We start from the raw sequence: 13,641 nt of genomic DNA on the forward strand, positions 1-13,641 counted from the left end.
GGTTTTCCGCGAGAGGCGTCCCCCGAGGTTCTATAAAAACAACAATCGGAGACCGATCTCATGAGCCAGGAATTGCGCCTGATACGGCGCATCACACTGAAACTGATTCCCTTCCTGATCCTGCTGTACCTGATCGCCTATGTGGATCGCTCCGCCGTCGGCTTCGCCAAGCTACACATGGGCGCCGACATCGGCATCGGCGATGCGGCCTATGGCCTCGGTGCCGGGCTGTTCTTCATTGGTTATTTCCTTTTTGAAATTCCCAGCAACCTGATGCTCGAACGCTTCGGCGCGCGGCGTTGGTTCGCGCGGATCATGATCACCTGGGGCGCGATCACCATCGGCATGGCTTTCGTCCAGGGCCCGCACAGCTTTTATGTCATGCGCTTTTTGCTCGGCGCGGCAGAGGCAGGGTTCTTCCCCGGCGTTCTCTACTACATCACCCAATGGTTCCCGGTGCGCCATCGCGGCAAGATCCTCGGGCTGTTCATTCTTTCGCAACCGATCGCCATGATGATCACTGGTCCCGTGTCCGGCGGTTTACTGGGCATGGACGGCATTCTCGGCCTGCACGGCTGGCAATGGCTGTTCATCGTCATCGGCATCCCGGCGATCCTGCTGACCTGGCCAGTGCTGCGCTGGTTGCCTGACGGTCCGCAACAGGTGAAGTGGATGGATCAGGCCGAGAAAGACTGGCTGACCGGTGAGCTGAAAAAGGATCTGCAAGCATACGGCCAGACCCGTCACGGCAATCCTTTACATGCGCTGAAAGACAAACGCGTGTTGCTGCTGGCGCTGTTCTATCTGCCGGTGACCCTGAGCATCTACGGCCTCGGTTTGTGGCTGCCGACGTTGATCAAACAGTTCGGTGGCAGCGATCTGGTGACCGGATTCGTATCGTCGGTGCCGTACATCTTCGGGATCATCGGCCTGCTTATCATCCCGCGCAGTTCCGATCGCATGAACGATCGCTACGGGCATTTGGCGGTGTTGTATGTGCTGGGCGCGATTGGCTTGTTCCTCAGTGCCTGGCTCTCGTTGCCGGTGGCGCAACTGGCGGCGCTGTGTCTGGTGGCGTTTGCACTGTTTTCCTGCACGGCGGTGTTCTGGACCTTGCCGGGGCGGTTCTTTGCTGGCGCAAGTGCGGCGGCGGGGATCGCGCTGATCAACTCGGTGGGCAACCTCGGCGGCTACATCGGGCCATTCGTGATCGGGGCGCTGAAGGAACACACGGGTAATCTGGCTTCGGGGTTGTACTTCCTGTCGGGGGTAATGGTGTTTGGTTTGATTTTGACTGGTGTGGTGTATCGCGTGCTGGAGCGTAAACACGTGTTGCCGGCTGACCAGTTTGCAGCGAGTGCCCGCGGTGCCACACGCACCTGACACGCCCCTGTGGGAGCTGGCTTGCCAGCGATGGCGGCGGCACATCCAACATTGATGTGTCTGACAGATTGCTATCGCTGGCAAGCCAGCTCCCACAGGGATCTGCGGTGTTTTTGAAGGAATAGGAGAAAAACATGCATCTGGTTCAATTCGAATTGAGTAACGGCGAACGCCGCGTCGGCGTGGTCGAAGGCGCTGTGGTGCGCGAAGTGCAGGCCGCCCGCAGCGTGCGTGATCTGGCCCTGGCCGCCATCGAAGCCGGCGGCACTCTGGAGCAACAAGTCAAAACCCTCGGCCTGGGCAGCAGCCACGACTATGCGCAATTGCTCAAAGACCTGCGCATTCTGCCGCCGCTCGATCACCCGGACCCGGCGCACATGCTGGTCAGCGGCACCGGTCTGACGCATCTGGGCAGCGCCTCGGCCCGCGACAAGATGCACCAGCAGGCCGGTGACGAAACCGCGATGACCGACACCATGAAAATCTTCAAATGGGGCGTCGAGGGCGGTAAGCCGGCGGCGGGGCAGGCCGGTGTTCAGCCGGAATGGTTCTACAAGGGCGACGGCAGCATCGTCGTGCGTCCCGGCGAAGCGTTCCCGTTGCCGCCGTTTGCCGAAGACGCTGGTGAAGAGCCGGAAATGGCCGGCCTGTACATCATCGGCCACGACGGCAAGCCGTATCGCCTGGGGTTCGCCGTCGGTAACGAGTTCTCCGATCACGTCATGGAGCGCAAGAACTACCTGTACCTGGCCCACTCGAAATTGCGCAGTTGCAGTTATGGTCCGGAACTTCGCGTCGGTGAGCTACCCCAACACCTTGCGGGCTCCAGCCGCATCCTGCGTGACGGTAAAGTGCTGTGGCAGAACGAGTTCCTCAGTGGCGAGGCCAACATGTGCCACAGCCTGGCGAACCTCGAATACCACCACTTCAAGTACAGCCAGTTTCTGCGCCCGGGTGACGTGCACATTCACTTTTTCGGCACCGCGACCTTGTCGTTCGCCGATGGCATTCGCACCCAGCCGGGTGACGTTTTCGAAATCAGCCAGGCCGAATTCGGCGCACCGCTGATCAATGGCATCGCCCCGGTTCAGGCCGTTTTCGAACCGGACAGCATCGGCACCCTTTAAGGAGATCCCATGACTCAGATTCTCGGTCACAACTACATCGGCGGTCAGCGTAGCGCTGCCGGCAACGTCAAACTGCAAAGCGTTGACGCGACGACGGGCGAACAACTGCCTCACGACTTCATCCAGGCCACGGCCGAAGAAGTTGACGCCGCCGCCAAAGCCGCCGCTGCCGCCTACCCGGCCTATCGCAGCCTCAGCGCTGAGCGTCGTGCGCAGTTTCTCGACGCGATTGCCGACGAACTGGATGCGCTCGGTGATGATTTCGTCGCCGTGGTCTGCCGCGAAACCGCGTTGCCGGCTGGGCGCATTCAGGGCGAACGCGGTCGCACCAGCGGCCAGATGCGTTTGTTCGCCAAAGTGCTGCGCCGTGGCGATTTCTATGGCGCGCGGATCGACCTGCCGTTGCCGGATCGCCAGCCATTGCCACGTCCGGATCTGCGTCAGTACCGCATCGGCCTCGGTCCAGTCGCCGTGTTCGGCGCGAGCAATTTTCCACTGGCATTTTCGACTGCCGGTGGCGACACCGCATCGGCACTCGCTGCCGGTTGCCCGGTGGTGTTCAAGGCGCACAGCGGTCACATGGCCACGGCCGAACTGGTGGCTGATGCACTGATTCGCGCGGCGGAAAAAACCGAGATGCCAGCGGGTGTTTTCAACATGATCTATGGCGGTGGCGTCGGCGAGTGGCTGGTCAAGCATCCGGCGATTCAGGCTGTCGGTTTCACCGGTTCGCTCAAGGGCGGACGTGCGTTGTGCGACATGGCTGCGGCACGCCCGCAACCAATCCCGGTGTTTGCCGAGATGTCGAGCATCAACCCGGTCATCGTCTTGCCGCAGGCGCTGGCCGCTCGCTCGGAAAGCGTCGCTCGCGACCTCACCGCGTCGGTCGTGCAGGGCTGCGGTCAGTTCTGCACCAATCCGGGTTTGGTCATCGGTATTCGCTCGCCTGAGTTCAGCGCATTCGTGCAGCAGGTTGCAGGTTTGATCGGCGACCAACCGGCGCAAACCATGCTCAATGCCGGCACCCTTGGCAGTTACGGCAACGGCTTGCAGAAGCTGCTCGCGCACCAGGGCATCGAACATCTGGCCGGCAACCCGCAGCAGGGTAATCAAGCGCAGCCGCAGCTGTTCAAAGCGGATGTCAGCCTGTTGATCAACGGCGATGAAGTGCTGCAGGAAGAAGTCTTCGGCCCAACCACGGTGATTGTCGAGGTGGCCGATCAGGCGCAACTCAGTGCCGCATTGAACGGTTTGCACGGGCAGCTCACGGCGACGATCATCGGCGAGCCGGCGGACTTCCAAGCGTTCGCGGAGTTGACGCCGCTGCTGGAACAGAAGGTCGGGCGCATCCTGCTCAACGGCTATCCCACCGGTGTCGAGGTGTGTGATTCGATGGTCCATGGCGGCCCGTACCCTGCGACGTCCGATGCTCGTGGCACTTCGGTCGGCACACTGGCCATTGATCGGTTCCTGCGTCCGGTGTGTTTCCAGAACTACCCCGACAGCTTGCTGCCGGAACCGCTGAAAAACGCCAACCCGTTGCGTATCCAGCGTCTGGTGGATGGCAAGCCTTCGCGCGAAGCGTTGTAAGGCAACACGCATAACCTGTGGGAGCTGGCTTGCCAGCGATGACTGCGGCACATCCAACATTGATGTGTCAGACAGATTGCTATCGCTGGCAAGCCGGCTCCCACAGGGATCTGTATCGACAATAAGCTATCATTCGCTCTTTCCCCCCTAGAAAGACTGTTCACCATGACTGCCCAAACCCTTCTCAACGCCCTCGAACACTGCGGTATGGTCGAAATCGACGGCCTGCACGCTTTCGAATTCGCCCTCGATGAAGACGACAATCTGCACATCGAATGCATTGATGGCCGAGCGGCCAAGCATTGGGAATTCACGCCGGCGCAGGTCGCTGCAGCCACCTTCGATGATTCTCTGCAGAGCTGGTTGATCGTCGGTTATTTCAATGAGACCAAAGCTATCGGCGAACACCGCCTGGTCTGCCACGGCGACGTCGTCAGCAGCAGCGACGACGAGGATGAAACTGATGAAAATGCGTAAATTCTGGCCGTTGCTGATGGCCGGCAGCGTCGGTGCGATGGGCCTTTCCAGTGCATCCGCTGAAAGCTTCCAGCTGCTGGTCGGCTCTTACACTGCCGGCGCCAGCCAAGGCATCTATCGGATGAGCTTCGATAGCGCCACCGGTCAGATCGAAGCCAAACCACTGCAAGTGGTGAAAAGCGAAAACCCGTCGTGGCTCACTCTGTCCAAAGACCAGAAACGCTTGTTCGTGGTCAACGAAAACGGTCCAGGCCAGACCGATCCGGTCGGTCGCGTCAGCAGTTATGCGATTGATCCGAAAACCCATGCGCTTAGCCTGATCAATCAAGTCCAAAGCCTGGGCAACGAGCCGACCCATTCAAGCCTCAGCCATGACGCCAGCCATTTGTTCGTCAGCAACTATTCGGTGATGGAAGATCCGGGCGGCACCCTGGCGGTGTTGCCGGTAGGCGCAGACGGCAAACTCAAACCGGTGGTGCAGATGAGCGCGCACCCGGCGAGCCGGGTCAACCCCGAGCGTCAGGCGTCGAACCATGTGCACTCGACGGTCTCTTCGCCGGACGGCCGTTACGTGTTCTCCAATGATCTGGGCGCGGACAAGGTCTTCATCTACCAGTTCGACCCGAAGGCCAACCCGGAGCTGCCACTGACACCGGCGAAAACCGCTGCCGTGCCTATGCCAGCGGGCAGTGGCCCGCGTCACCTGCTGTTCAGCGCCGATGGCAAACACGCCTGGCTGACCATGGAAATGAGCGCTCAAGTCGCCGTATTCGATTACAACGATGGCGTGCTGACCCAGACGCAATTGGTTGATCTGGCGGCTGGCCAGCCGACCTCGGACAAGGCTGCCGCTGCTTTGCATGCCAGCGCTGACGGTAAATTCCTCTACGTCAGCAACCGTGGCACCGCCAATCAGTTGGTCGTGTTCAGCATTGATCCGGCCACCGGCCAGCTCAAGGAACTGCAAAAACGCTCGGTGGACGGTGATCACCCGCGCGAATTCAGTCTCGACCCGAGTGGCAAATTCCTGCTGATTGCCAACCAGAAGAGCAATGAGATCGTCGTCGTTGAACGCGATGGCAAGACCGGCCTGCTCGGTAAAACCGTGCAGAAACTGCCGATGGATGCGCCCAGCGATCTCAAGTTTGTAGTGCGACAATAAGCCACAGGCCCCGATTCACGGGGCCTGTCTCTATGTATTAATCGCGCTGATAACTGCTACTGTTACAAAGCATTTCAAGCGATCAACCCTCGAGCGTTAAGTTGGCTCCACAGCCCAACCGGGCAAGCAAGCCAACCGAACACGAGGGTTACCACCATGAACTTCAATCTCTTCTCCGTCATCGCCGCTTCCGCCATCTCCGCCACCGTGGTTCTGCCAGCCAGTGCCAACGTCGAGATCAACGGCAAAAAATCCCACGCCCAGAGCTACACCCAGAAATATCTGCAACAGAGCGCCAACTTCTACGCCGCGCTGGATCACAAAGCCCAACATTGAAATTCCCCGTTCCCGAGAGATATACGATCTCCTGTAGGAGCTGCCGAAGGCTGCGATCTTTTGATCCTCAACGTCAAAAGATCGCAGCCTTCGGCAGCTCCTACACGTTTGTGGGTGCGAAAAATCCTCGTGTAATGGTTTTATTCAACACCGAAATAGACTGGCTTAATGATCAACGAAGCTGATGTTCACTATGGGAAACCCTGAGTGGTTGCCACAGCTTTTTTGATCGATTCTGTGGGCATCGAAACATGCCCACGGGAGAACACCATGGCCAGCACAATCATCTCTTCTGCCAAATTCGGCGCCTACCTGGCCATCGGCCTTTACCTGGCGCTGGTGCTGATCGTCAGCATCTCGTCGCAGATGGAACACAGCTTCGACGCACCGATTCAGGTCGCAAGCCCCGGTGTTCAGTTCGAACACCGCTCGCAAAGCGTGATGGTCGACCCGGCGGAACTCGCAGGAGTCGGCGGCGCATGAAAGGCTACAGGCTTTGGGTTATCGCCAGTCTCGCATTGATGACTAACGGCGCATCGTTGCTGGGTATTGGTCAAGGCTCGGTGGGAGCGCTGGCGCGGGCCATCGAGGCCAATCACAACATCGCCCACGACATTGAGCGGGCGAATACGCTGGGGCTGCTGGCCGGCAATCCGCCGAGCAAGGCCGCGGCGAATTTCCTCGGGCCGTTCGAAGTGGATTGCTCGGCCCTCGGCATGTGCCAGGTTTTGGCCTGACCCCGTGGTTATTTCTTCATGATCGAGGTAAAGAGCTCGGATTCGAGGAATCGCTGAAGCCACGCCTGCAAACGAACGTATGGCGTCTGCGCGAACCACTCGCGATCGACATGGGCGAACTGGCGTACGAACGGCAATAACGCAATGTCCGCCAGGCTCGGATGATCCGTCAGCAAGTAATCGCGCCCTTCAAGCAACTCTTCGAGCCTGCGCAAAAACATCTCCCCCTCGGCCCGATAAACTTCCATCGGCTGCTCGGGATAGCGCTCGGCATATTTGTAGCGGTTCAAATGGACCTTGAACACCTGATCATTGGCTTCGATCAACTCGGCAACCCGAGCATCACCGCTGAGCAACCAATCCTGCGGATCATTCTGTGCCAGCGCCCAGCGCATGATTTCCAGGCTTTCATCGATCACCCGACCGTCCGCATTCAGCACCGGCACCGTGCCTTTGGGCGAGATCGCGAGCATCTCGGCGGGTTTGGCCTTGAGGCTGACCTCGACAATCTCCACCGGTACGCCGCAATAACGCAGGGCCATCCGCGCGCGCATGGCGTAGGGGCAGCGGCGGAATGAATACAGCGTATTCATTTCACCTCCAGCGTGCTCAAACCGTTGCCCTGGCGCAGGACTTGAATCTGCACCGGGATCCGCTCGTGCATCTCCTGCACGTGGGAAATCACCGCGACCTTGCGGCCCTGCGCCTGCAAGCCGTCGAGGGCATCCATCGCCAGTTGCAGGGATTCCGGATCAAGACTGCCAAAGCCTTCGTCGATAAACAGCGATTCGATTTTCAGCGTACTCGATGCCATTGATGCCAGGCCCAGCGCAAGGGCCAGCGAGACCAGGAACGTCTCGCCGCCGGACAACGAATGCACCGAACGCAATTCGTCGCCCATCTCCGTGTCCATCACCAGAAGGCCGAGCATGCTGCCGCCGCGTTTCAGGCGATAGCGTTTGACCAGTTGGCGCAACTGCACGTTGGCGTGGTGCACAAGCAAATCGAGGTTGTAGGCCTGGGCGATCTTGCGGAAAGTGTCGCCCGTCGCCGAACCGATCAGCGCACTCAGACGTGCCCAGCGCTGGTACTCGGCGTAGGCGTCGGCGATTTGCTGCGCCAGTGCCTGATTGGCGTTCTGCCGGCGCTGGTCTTCAGCCTGTTCGGCGCGCAATTCGGCGCATTGCTGCTCGCTGACGTTGAACTGGTTCTGCAGGTCAACGAGGGCGCTGGCGAGTTGTTCGGCATCGAGATTGCCGTTGTGCTGCGCCTGATGATCGAGCAAACGCTGATCGCGTTCCTGCAACAGCACTTTGGCCTGTTCGATGGCTTTTTCGTTGCGCTGCAAGTGTTGGCGCAATTCAGCCAGTTGCGTGTCATCGACCCGCAGTAGATCTTCGAGACCGCCATCGTCCAGCTCGGGATGGCGGGCGCGCCAGTCGGCAATCTTGCCGGCGAGATCCTTGTCTTCACTTTCCAGCGCTTGCAAACGTTCACGCTGGGCCTTGAGTTCAGCGGCGATCTGCACGAGTTGCGTGCTGATACTTTGCAGTTCTTGAGCCGTGCCGGTTTCGGCGTTGCGCGCCTGTTCAACGGCGTGTTCGAGTTGCTGCTGCCAGTGCTCGGCGCTGCTGTGCTCACCGAGCAGTTGCGTGAGTTTTTGCTGGCAAGCCTGTTGTTGCTCGGCCAGCGCATTGAATTGCTGTTCGGCGGCTTGCGATTGCTGCACGCGGGTCTGCTGGCGATCCTGTTCTTTCTCCAGCGTTTGCTGACGTTGTTGCTGCTCGGCCAGTTCTTCCTTCTGCTGCTCGACTTGCGCCAGGCGCTCGGCAATCTGCTGGTCGAGCTGCATGAACGTCGCGGCTGGTTCCAGGCGCAAGGCTTCGAGAGTGTCCGCCGGCAGCAGGCTGCCAAACGCGGTGAGTTCTTCATCAAGGCGCTGACGATCGCTGCTCAACTCGCGCTGCTGGTTACTCAAGTGCTGCGCCGCTTGCTGATGCGCAGTTTCGGCCTGACGCAATTGCTGGGTCAGGCGCGCGGCGTCCTGTTGCAGAGTGAGCAGGGCGCCTTGGCGTTGTTCGTCCTGAGCGATGCTCTGATTCAATTGCTCGTTTTGGCGGGTGAGCCAGGCGTCGCGTTTCTCGGCGTCCTGATTATGCAACTGCGCGGACAGCGGATGAGCGTCGAGGCTCGGCGCCAGCGCCTGTTGCTGAGCGGCCAATTGTTCCTGTTGTTGCAGCAGCTCTTTTTGCTGAGCAATGACACCACCGACCTCGGCGCGCAGTTCAACCAGTTTTTCCTTGAGCTGATCGACCACTTGCTGGGCGTTGGCCTGTTCGCTTTCATCGTGGCGACCAAGGCTTTGCAGCAGCGCTTCGGGCTGATGATACGGGTGCTCGTTGCTGCCGCAGACCGGGCAGGGCTGATCGTCCTGCAACTGCGCGCGCAGCTCTTCGACACTGGCACTGCGGGCCAGACGCTGACGCTCCAGCAGTTCGCGGGTGACGTTGAGGGTTTGTTCGGCGACGGTCAGTTCAGCCTTGGTTTTTACGCCGTCCTGGGTCAGCCGCTCACGTTCCTGCTGGGCGCTGAGCTGGCGTTGTTGCAGCTCGCCGCTGCGCTTGTGCAGCTCCTGTTGGCTGGCCCACAGGCGCGACAGGTCTTCGAAGGCGCGCAGTTGCTTGCGATTGTCCTGCAACAGATTGCCGAGAATGCCGATCTGCTCGGCGACGGCATCGGGTTCGGCGCCGGCCTCCTTGAACAGCACTTCAAGTTGCTGCTTTTGTGCGGCGAATGCTTCAGCGTTGCGCGTGGCGCTCTCTTCGAGCGAAGCCAGTTCGGCCTGACCTTTGTTCAAACGGTTGCCGATCAGCATCAGCTGTTGCAGGCGATCGCGGTAGGCATTCCACGCATCGCTCAATGGCGCCAGATGCGCGCTTTTCTCAAGTCCGGCTGCGATGTGTTGCAGGCGTTCAGCGACCTGGCCCTGCTTTTCCAACAAGGCTTGTATGTCACTCTGGCCTTGTGTGCAGGCGTGCTGTGCACGCTGTTTGGCATCGGCGCTGCCGGCTGCTTCTTTGGCCAGACGGGTGAGGGTGCTTTGCTCTTCAAACGCCTGACGCAACAGCGGGGCGTTCTCGCTTTGGCGCTGTTGTGCCTCGCTCAGGGCGACTTTCGCCGCCGCCAGATTTTGCTCCAGCAGCGTCTGCTGCTTGCTCAGTTCTGCGTGTTGTTGCGTGTGCGCGGCAATCTGTGCAGCCAGCGGTGTCAGCAGCGCATCCAGTTCGGTTTTACGCGCGAACTGGTGACGTTGCGGGCCGAGCTGCTCCAGGCGCGTCAGTTTCACGCGCTCGCCGGCCAGACTTTCCCATTGTTGTTGCGCGCTGTGCAGTTGCTCGGTGGCGGCCTGCTGCGATTCCTGCAACAGGCGCAACTCCTTGAGCCAGCCGTGCTGCTGTTCAAGCTGCTTGAGCTGCGTCTGCTGCACTTTCAGTTGTTGCTGTGCGGCGTTGAAACGCTCATCCAGTTCCGCCCGCGCTTCGGGCGCAAGCGGGGTGACGCCGGTGGCCTGATCCTGCAACAGCTTGTGCGCTTCGCGGGCCTCCTTGGTCTTGTCGAAGGCGCGGCGCCCGAGCTGGGTGTACAGCGCGGTGTCGGTGAGTTTTTCCAGCAGTTCGCTGCGATCGTTGTCGTCAGCCTTGAGGAAGGCACTGAACTCGCTCTGGGCCAGCAGTACGGCGCGGGTGAACTGTTCGAAGTTCAGGCCCAGCGCGGCTTCCAGTTGAGTCTTGTATTCGCCTTTCTGGCTGGCGAGCAGTTGATCCTGATCGATGTCGCGCAGGCTCTGCCGACTGGCCTGTAACTTGCCGCCAGCCTTTTCCCTTGCACGATTGGCTTCCCAGCGCGCACGGTAGCGACGACCATCGACACCGACAAAATCCACCTCGGCGTAGCCTTCACCGGTGCCGCGACGCAGCAACGTGCGCGGATCGCCGGTGGCGATTTCGCCATCGGCATCCGGGACTTTGGCGTCACGGCCGGTGTTGTTCAGACGCGGCACGGCGCCGAACAGCGCCAGGCACAAGGCATCGAGCAGGGTACTTTTACCGGCGCCGGTCGGGCCGGTGATCGCGAACAGACCGGCGCTGGCCAGCGGTTCGGCAGTGAAGTCGATTTCAAACGGACCTGCCAGCGAGGCGAGGTTCTTCAAACGAATGGCGAGAATCTTCATGGCTGCTCGCCCTCCATTTGCACGTCCTGCAACAGTTCGGCGAAGTCCTTGAGCGTTTGCTCATCGACCTCGTTGCCATAGTTGTCGAGCCACGCGCGGCTGAACAATTCCTGGGGCGTGAGTTGGTCAAGTTCGATCAACGCGGTGCCGTCCTCCACGCCATCGGCACCCCGGTTGCCGGCGTATTCGGCGGCGATGCGCACCAGACGCACGGCTTTGCCTTGCAGGGCGGTTTCTACCTGATGACGCAGATCCGGTTGCGGCTCGTCGAGGCGCACGCGCACCTCCAGCCATGGTTGGCGCTGGGTTTCAGCCAGCAGATCGACGTTCGGCAAGTCCGCCAGTTGCACGAGGATTTCCGCCAACGGCGCCGGGCCAATGCGCTGCAAGTTGACAGCGCGAGGGATCAGCTTCGGTTCGACGCTGACCAGTGTTTCGCCGTCGAGGGTGATCTCTAGAATCTGGTGCTGATAACCAATCTCCGAGAACGACAACGGAATCGGCGAGCCGCTGTAGCGAATGCGCTCCTCACCATTGACCTTCTGCGGTTTGTGCAAGTGACCGAGGGCGACGTAGCTGATGCTCGGCCCGAACAGACTGGCGGGCAGGGCTTCGGCGTTACCGATGATCAGGCTGCGCTCCGAGTCTTCCGAAACCGAACCACCGGCCATGTGCGCATGGCTGATGGCGATCAGCGCCTGGCCCGGCTTGCGCTTGGCGTTGGCCGCTTCGATCAGCCATTCATGCACTTGGCCAATGCCACGCAAATAGTTGTCGCCCAGATGCGCGCCAGTCACCTCCGCCGGGCGCAGGAATGGCAGCGCCAGGCACCACGCGGCGACTTCGCCGGTTTTATCCGGCAACGGCAGCAGCAGGCGTTCGGCATCCAGTTGCCCATCATCCAGCCACAGCACCCGACCCAGTGCGTGGGTGCGCAAACGGCGCATCAACGGCGCAGGCAGTTCGATCCGCGAGCCGGAATCGTGGTTGCCGGCGATCATCACGATGGTCAGCAACGGTTGCTGCTCGTGGGCGCTGACGATGAAATCGTAGAGGCGTTCCTGGGCTTTGACCGGTGGATTGACCGTGTCGAAGATGTCACCGGCAATCAACAGCACATCCGGCTGTGCCAGTTTCAACTGGCGCAGCAGCCATTCGAGGAAGCACGCATGCTCGAAATCGCGCTCCTGGCCGTGCAGGTTTTGCCCAAGGTGCCAGTCGGAGGTGTGAAACAGACGCAAGGTGGACTCCGCAACAGATAAAGAGGTGATGGCCGCGGGGAAATGAGGGGCGGCGAAAGAGGGGAGAGTTTACAGATTATTGCGGTGTGAAGGCTGGTTGTGGCATCGAGCGCTTACTGATGGAGAGCTGGATTTTACCTTGACCATTCGTCCGCGACAGACAGCGGACGCATCTATTAATTGACGCCAAAATAGTGGCTATCTAACATCGCACCATCAATTTGATATCAAAGCGCTGGCAATCGAGCTTTACCCTTGTTTGCTCTCGTGGGCGCCAAGGTCCGGGCCTGTTGGATCAACTGCGCTTGTCGTCAATCCCGTATTCCTGCCTGCTGTAATGAGATTTTAAACATGGACGTCCGCCACTTCGACTTGCTCGCTCGTCAGCCTGCTGCTGCCGTGAAACCCCGTGAATCGTTTCTGGGCATGCCCAAGCGCGGGTTGGCGTTTCTGCTGGCGAACGTCATGTTCTGGCAACCGATGTGGGCTCAGGCCGACGGCATCGTGGTGGCGAACCCGAACACCTCGCTGGACCGGGCGGGCAACGGCGTGCCGATCATCAACATCGCCACACCGCAAGTGTTTTACACGATTGACGGTAAAACCAAGTCCGTAGTGTTCGAAAACGAAGCCCGAAAAATACCGGAGATAATCGAGTGATCACAGAAGATCTAGAAATCGTCAAAAAAATTTTTCACATGGTCGAAGGGGGTATTGTTCACGGGTACGACGCCTTTCGATACGAAATAGAGGTAAGTCAGGGGTTTATGGAAGCCGAATTGACCGTTGAAAAAAACGGTGTTGAGGTAACTGATGCCGAAATCGATTTTGATATCTCCGACGTGTATTTTTTGGCAAAAGAATTAAAGGCTAATGCCGTGCAGCGCGGTGAACCATGGAAATCGTTTGTCATGTCCTACCGAGAGGGTGGGGAAGTGAAGATGAAGTTCAGCTATTGATTATGGAGTTATTGGCGCATCACTTAATGTCTGGAGCAACGGACGGCTACCGCCCTCCGTTTCCATAACAAGCACGATTGGTAGCGTTATGAAAGAACAGCTGGATATTCTAAACACGTTGGCTTCGCTGATTTACGAGCAAGCCCCGGGTTCTTGTGACGAGATAGTCTATAAAGCCAAAACTGATCCCGATGAAGGCTGGGTTGAATCAAGCTTTTTCTACCATAAAGATGGTGAGCGGCATTCCGTTTTTTTGGCTGACGCTTGTGAATCAGAAGCGTCGGAGCTGGTATCGAAATTAAATGAAGTCATGTTTGCGTATACGGGAGGCAGATGGCGATCTTTTGTTTTGAAGTTCGACAGCAACCTCAAGGTTTCTACAGATTTTAACTATTGAA

The 13,641-nt window shown here is 59.3% G+C and carries 13 protein-coding genes and 1 pseudogene; 11 read left to right on the forward strand and 3 right to left on the reverse strand.

Annotation, left to right across the window (positions count from 1 at the left end; translation table 11 throughout):
• The first annotated feature begins 60 nt into the window (after positions 1–60).
• From AB4P92_RS28030 to AB4P92_RS28065, 8 genes are all read left to right on the forward strand, one after another.
• Entirely contained in the window at positions 61–1,383 is a 1,323-nt protein-coding gene (locus AB4P92_RS28030) for an MFS transporter (RefSeq protein WP_395598509.1), read from the forward strand.
• A 134-nt stretch (positions 1,384–1,517) separates the two neighbouring features.
• Complete coding sequence (araD1, locus tag AB4P92_RS28035) at positions 1,518–2,510, forward strand: AraD1 family protein (RefSeq protein WP_395598510.1); 993 nt, start codon at positions 1,518–1,520, stop codon at positions 2,508–2,510.
• Between the two features lie 9 nt (positions 2,511–2,519).
• On the forward strand, positions 2,520–4,100 hold the full coding sequence (locus AB4P92_RS28040) for an aldehyde dehydrogenase (NADP(+)) (protein WP_115147066.1): 1,581 nt from the start codon (positions 2,520–2,522) through the stop codon (positions 4,098–4,100).
• A 165-nt stretch (positions 4,101–4,265) separates the two neighbouring features.
• Entirely contained in the window at positions 4,266–4,577 is a 312-nt protein-coding gene (locus AB4P92_RS28045) for a DUF5629 family protein (RefSeq protein ID WP_038368119.1), read from the forward strand.
• The gene (locus AB4P92_RS28050; RefSeq protein ID WP_210623525.1) at positions 4,564–5,739 is read left to right on the forward strand and encodes a lactonase family protein; all 1,176 of its coding nucleotides are present in this window, start codon (positions 4,564–4,566) and stop codon (positions 5,737–5,739) included. The genes AB4P92_RS28045 and AB4P92_RS28050 overlap by 14 nt, the downstream gene beginning before the upstream one ends.
• Positions 5,740–5,895: 156 nt before the next feature.
• On the forward strand, positions 5,896–6,075 hold the full coding sequence (locus AB4P92_RS28055; RefSeq protein ID WP_042559499.1) for a hypothetical protein: 180 nt from the start codon (positions 5,896–5,898) through the stop codon (positions 6,073–6,075).
• A 270-nt stretch (positions 6,076–6,345) separates the two neighbouring features.
• Positions 6,346–6,558, forward strand: a complete 213-nt coding sequence (locus tag AB4P92_RS28060; protein WP_395598511.1) for a hypothetical protein — start codon at positions 6,346–6,348, stop codon at positions 6,556–6,558.
• The gene (locus AB4P92_RS28065) at positions 6,555–6,812 is read left to right on the forward strand and encodes a hypothetical protein (RefSeq protein ID WP_042559497.1); all 258 of its coding nucleotides are present in this window, start codon (positions 6,555–6,557) and stop codon (positions 6,810–6,812) included. The genes AB4P92_RS28060 and AB4P92_RS28065 overlap by 4 nt, the downstream gene beginning before the upstream one ends.
• An 8-nt stretch (positions 6,813–6,820) precedes the next feature.
• Here AB4P92_RS28065 and AB4P92_RS28070 read toward each other — a convergent pair whose 3' ends face one another.
• Genes AB4P92_RS28070 through AB4P92_RS28080 form a run of 3 tightly spaced genes read right to left on the reverse strand, consistent with a single transcriptional unit; the run spans position 6,821 to position 12,284 of the window.
• Positions 6,821–7,405: a glutathione S-transferase gene (locus AB4P92_RS28070; RefSeq protein WP_395598512.1), complete on the reverse strand. Its 585-nt coding sequence runs from the start codon at positions 7,403–7,405 to the stop codon at positions 6,821–6,823.
• Positions 7,402–11,043, reverse strand: coding sequence for an AAA family ATPase (locus AB4P92_RS28075; RefSeq protein ID WP_395598513.1), 3,642 nt, complete (start codon positions 11,041–11,043; stop codon positions 7,402–7,404). The genes AB4P92_RS28070 and AB4P92_RS28075 overlap by 4 nt, the downstream gene beginning before the upstream one ends.
• Positions 11,040–12,284, reverse strand: a complete 1,245-nt coding sequence (locus tag AB4P92_RS28080) for an exonuclease SbcCD subunit D C-terminal domain-containing protein (RefSeq protein WP_395598514.1) — start codon at positions 12,282–12,284, stop codon at positions 11,040–11,042. Before AB4P92_RS28080 ends, AB4P92_RS28075 begins: the two co-directional genes overlap by 4 nt.
• Before the next feature lie 351 nt (positions 12,285–12,635).
• On the opposite strand from AB4P92_RS28080, the pseudogene AB4P92_RS28085 reads away from it, so the two are divergent.
• The 3 genes and pseudogenes from AB4P92_RS28085 to AB4P92_RS28095 all read left to right on the forward strand — a co-directional run.
• Positions 12,636–12,860 (forward strand): annotated as a pseudogene (locus tag AB4P92_RS28085) (hypothetical protein); the annotation flags it as partial.
• Between the two features lie 80 nt (positions 12,861–12,940).
• A complete protein-coding gene (locus AB4P92_RS28090; RefSeq protein ID WP_042559493.1) occupies positions 12,941–13,243 on the forward strand; it encodes a hypothetical protein in 303 nt (100 codons plus the stop codon).
• Positions 13,244–13,331: 88 nt separating this feature from the next.
• On the forward strand, positions 13,332–13,640 hold the full coding sequence (locus AB4P92_RS28095) for a hypothetical protein (protein WP_395598515.1): 309 nt from the start codon (positions 13,332–13,334) through the stop codon (positions 13,638–13,640).
• Position 13,641: the final 1 nt, after the last annotated feature.

This window comes from Pseudomonas sp. A0308 (genome assembly GCF_044218815.1).
Lineage (GTDB): Bacteria > Pseudomonadota > Gammaproteobacteria > Pseudomonadales > Pseudomonadaceae > Aquipseudomonas > Aquipseudomonas iridis.

Coding starts and splice junctions, on each gene's coding strand:
- araD1 (WP_395598510.1), top strand. CDS start 1,518: ATGCATCTGGTTCAATTCGAATTGAGTAACGGCGAACGCCGCGTCGGC.
- AB4P92_RS28070 (WP_395598512.1), bottom strand. CDS start 7,405: ATGAATACGCTGTATTCATTCCGCCGCTGCCCCTACGCCATGCGCGCG.
- AB4P92_RS28045 (WP_038368119.1), top strand. CDS start 4,266: ATGACTGCCCAAACCCTTCTCAACGCCCTCGAACACTGCGGTATGGTC.
- AB4P92_RS28030 (WP_395598509.1), top strand. CDS start 61: ATGAGCCAGGAATTGCGCCTGATACGGCGCATCACACTGAAACTGATT.
- AB4P92_RS28050 (WP_210623525.1), top strand. CDS start 4,564: ATGAAAATGCGTAAATTCTGGCCGTTGCTGATGGCCGGCAGCGTCGGT.
- AB4P92_RS28060 (WP_395598511.1), top strand. CDS start 6,346: ATGGCCAGCACAATCATCTCTTCTGCCAAATTCGGCGCCTACCTGGCC.
- AB4P92_RS28040 (WP_115147066.1), top strand. CDS start 2,520: ATGACTCAGATTCTCGGTCACAACTACATCGGCGGTCAGCGTAGCGCT.
- AB4P92_RS28095 (WP_395598515.1), top strand. CDS start 13,332: ATGAAAGAACAGCTGGATATTCTAAACACGTTGGCTTCGCTGATTTAC.
- AB4P92_RS28075 (WP_395598513.1), bottom strand. CDS start 11,043: ATGAAGATTCTCGCCATTCGTTTGAAGAACCTCGCCTCGCTGGCAGGT.
- AB4P92_RS28055 (WP_042559499.1), top strand. CDS start 5,896: ATGAACTTCAATCTCTTCTCCGTCATCGCCGCTTCCGCCATCTCCGCC.
- AB4P92_RS28065 (WP_042559497.1), top strand. CDS start 6,555: ATGAAAGGCTACAGGCTTTGGGTTATCGCCAGTCTCGCATTGATGACT.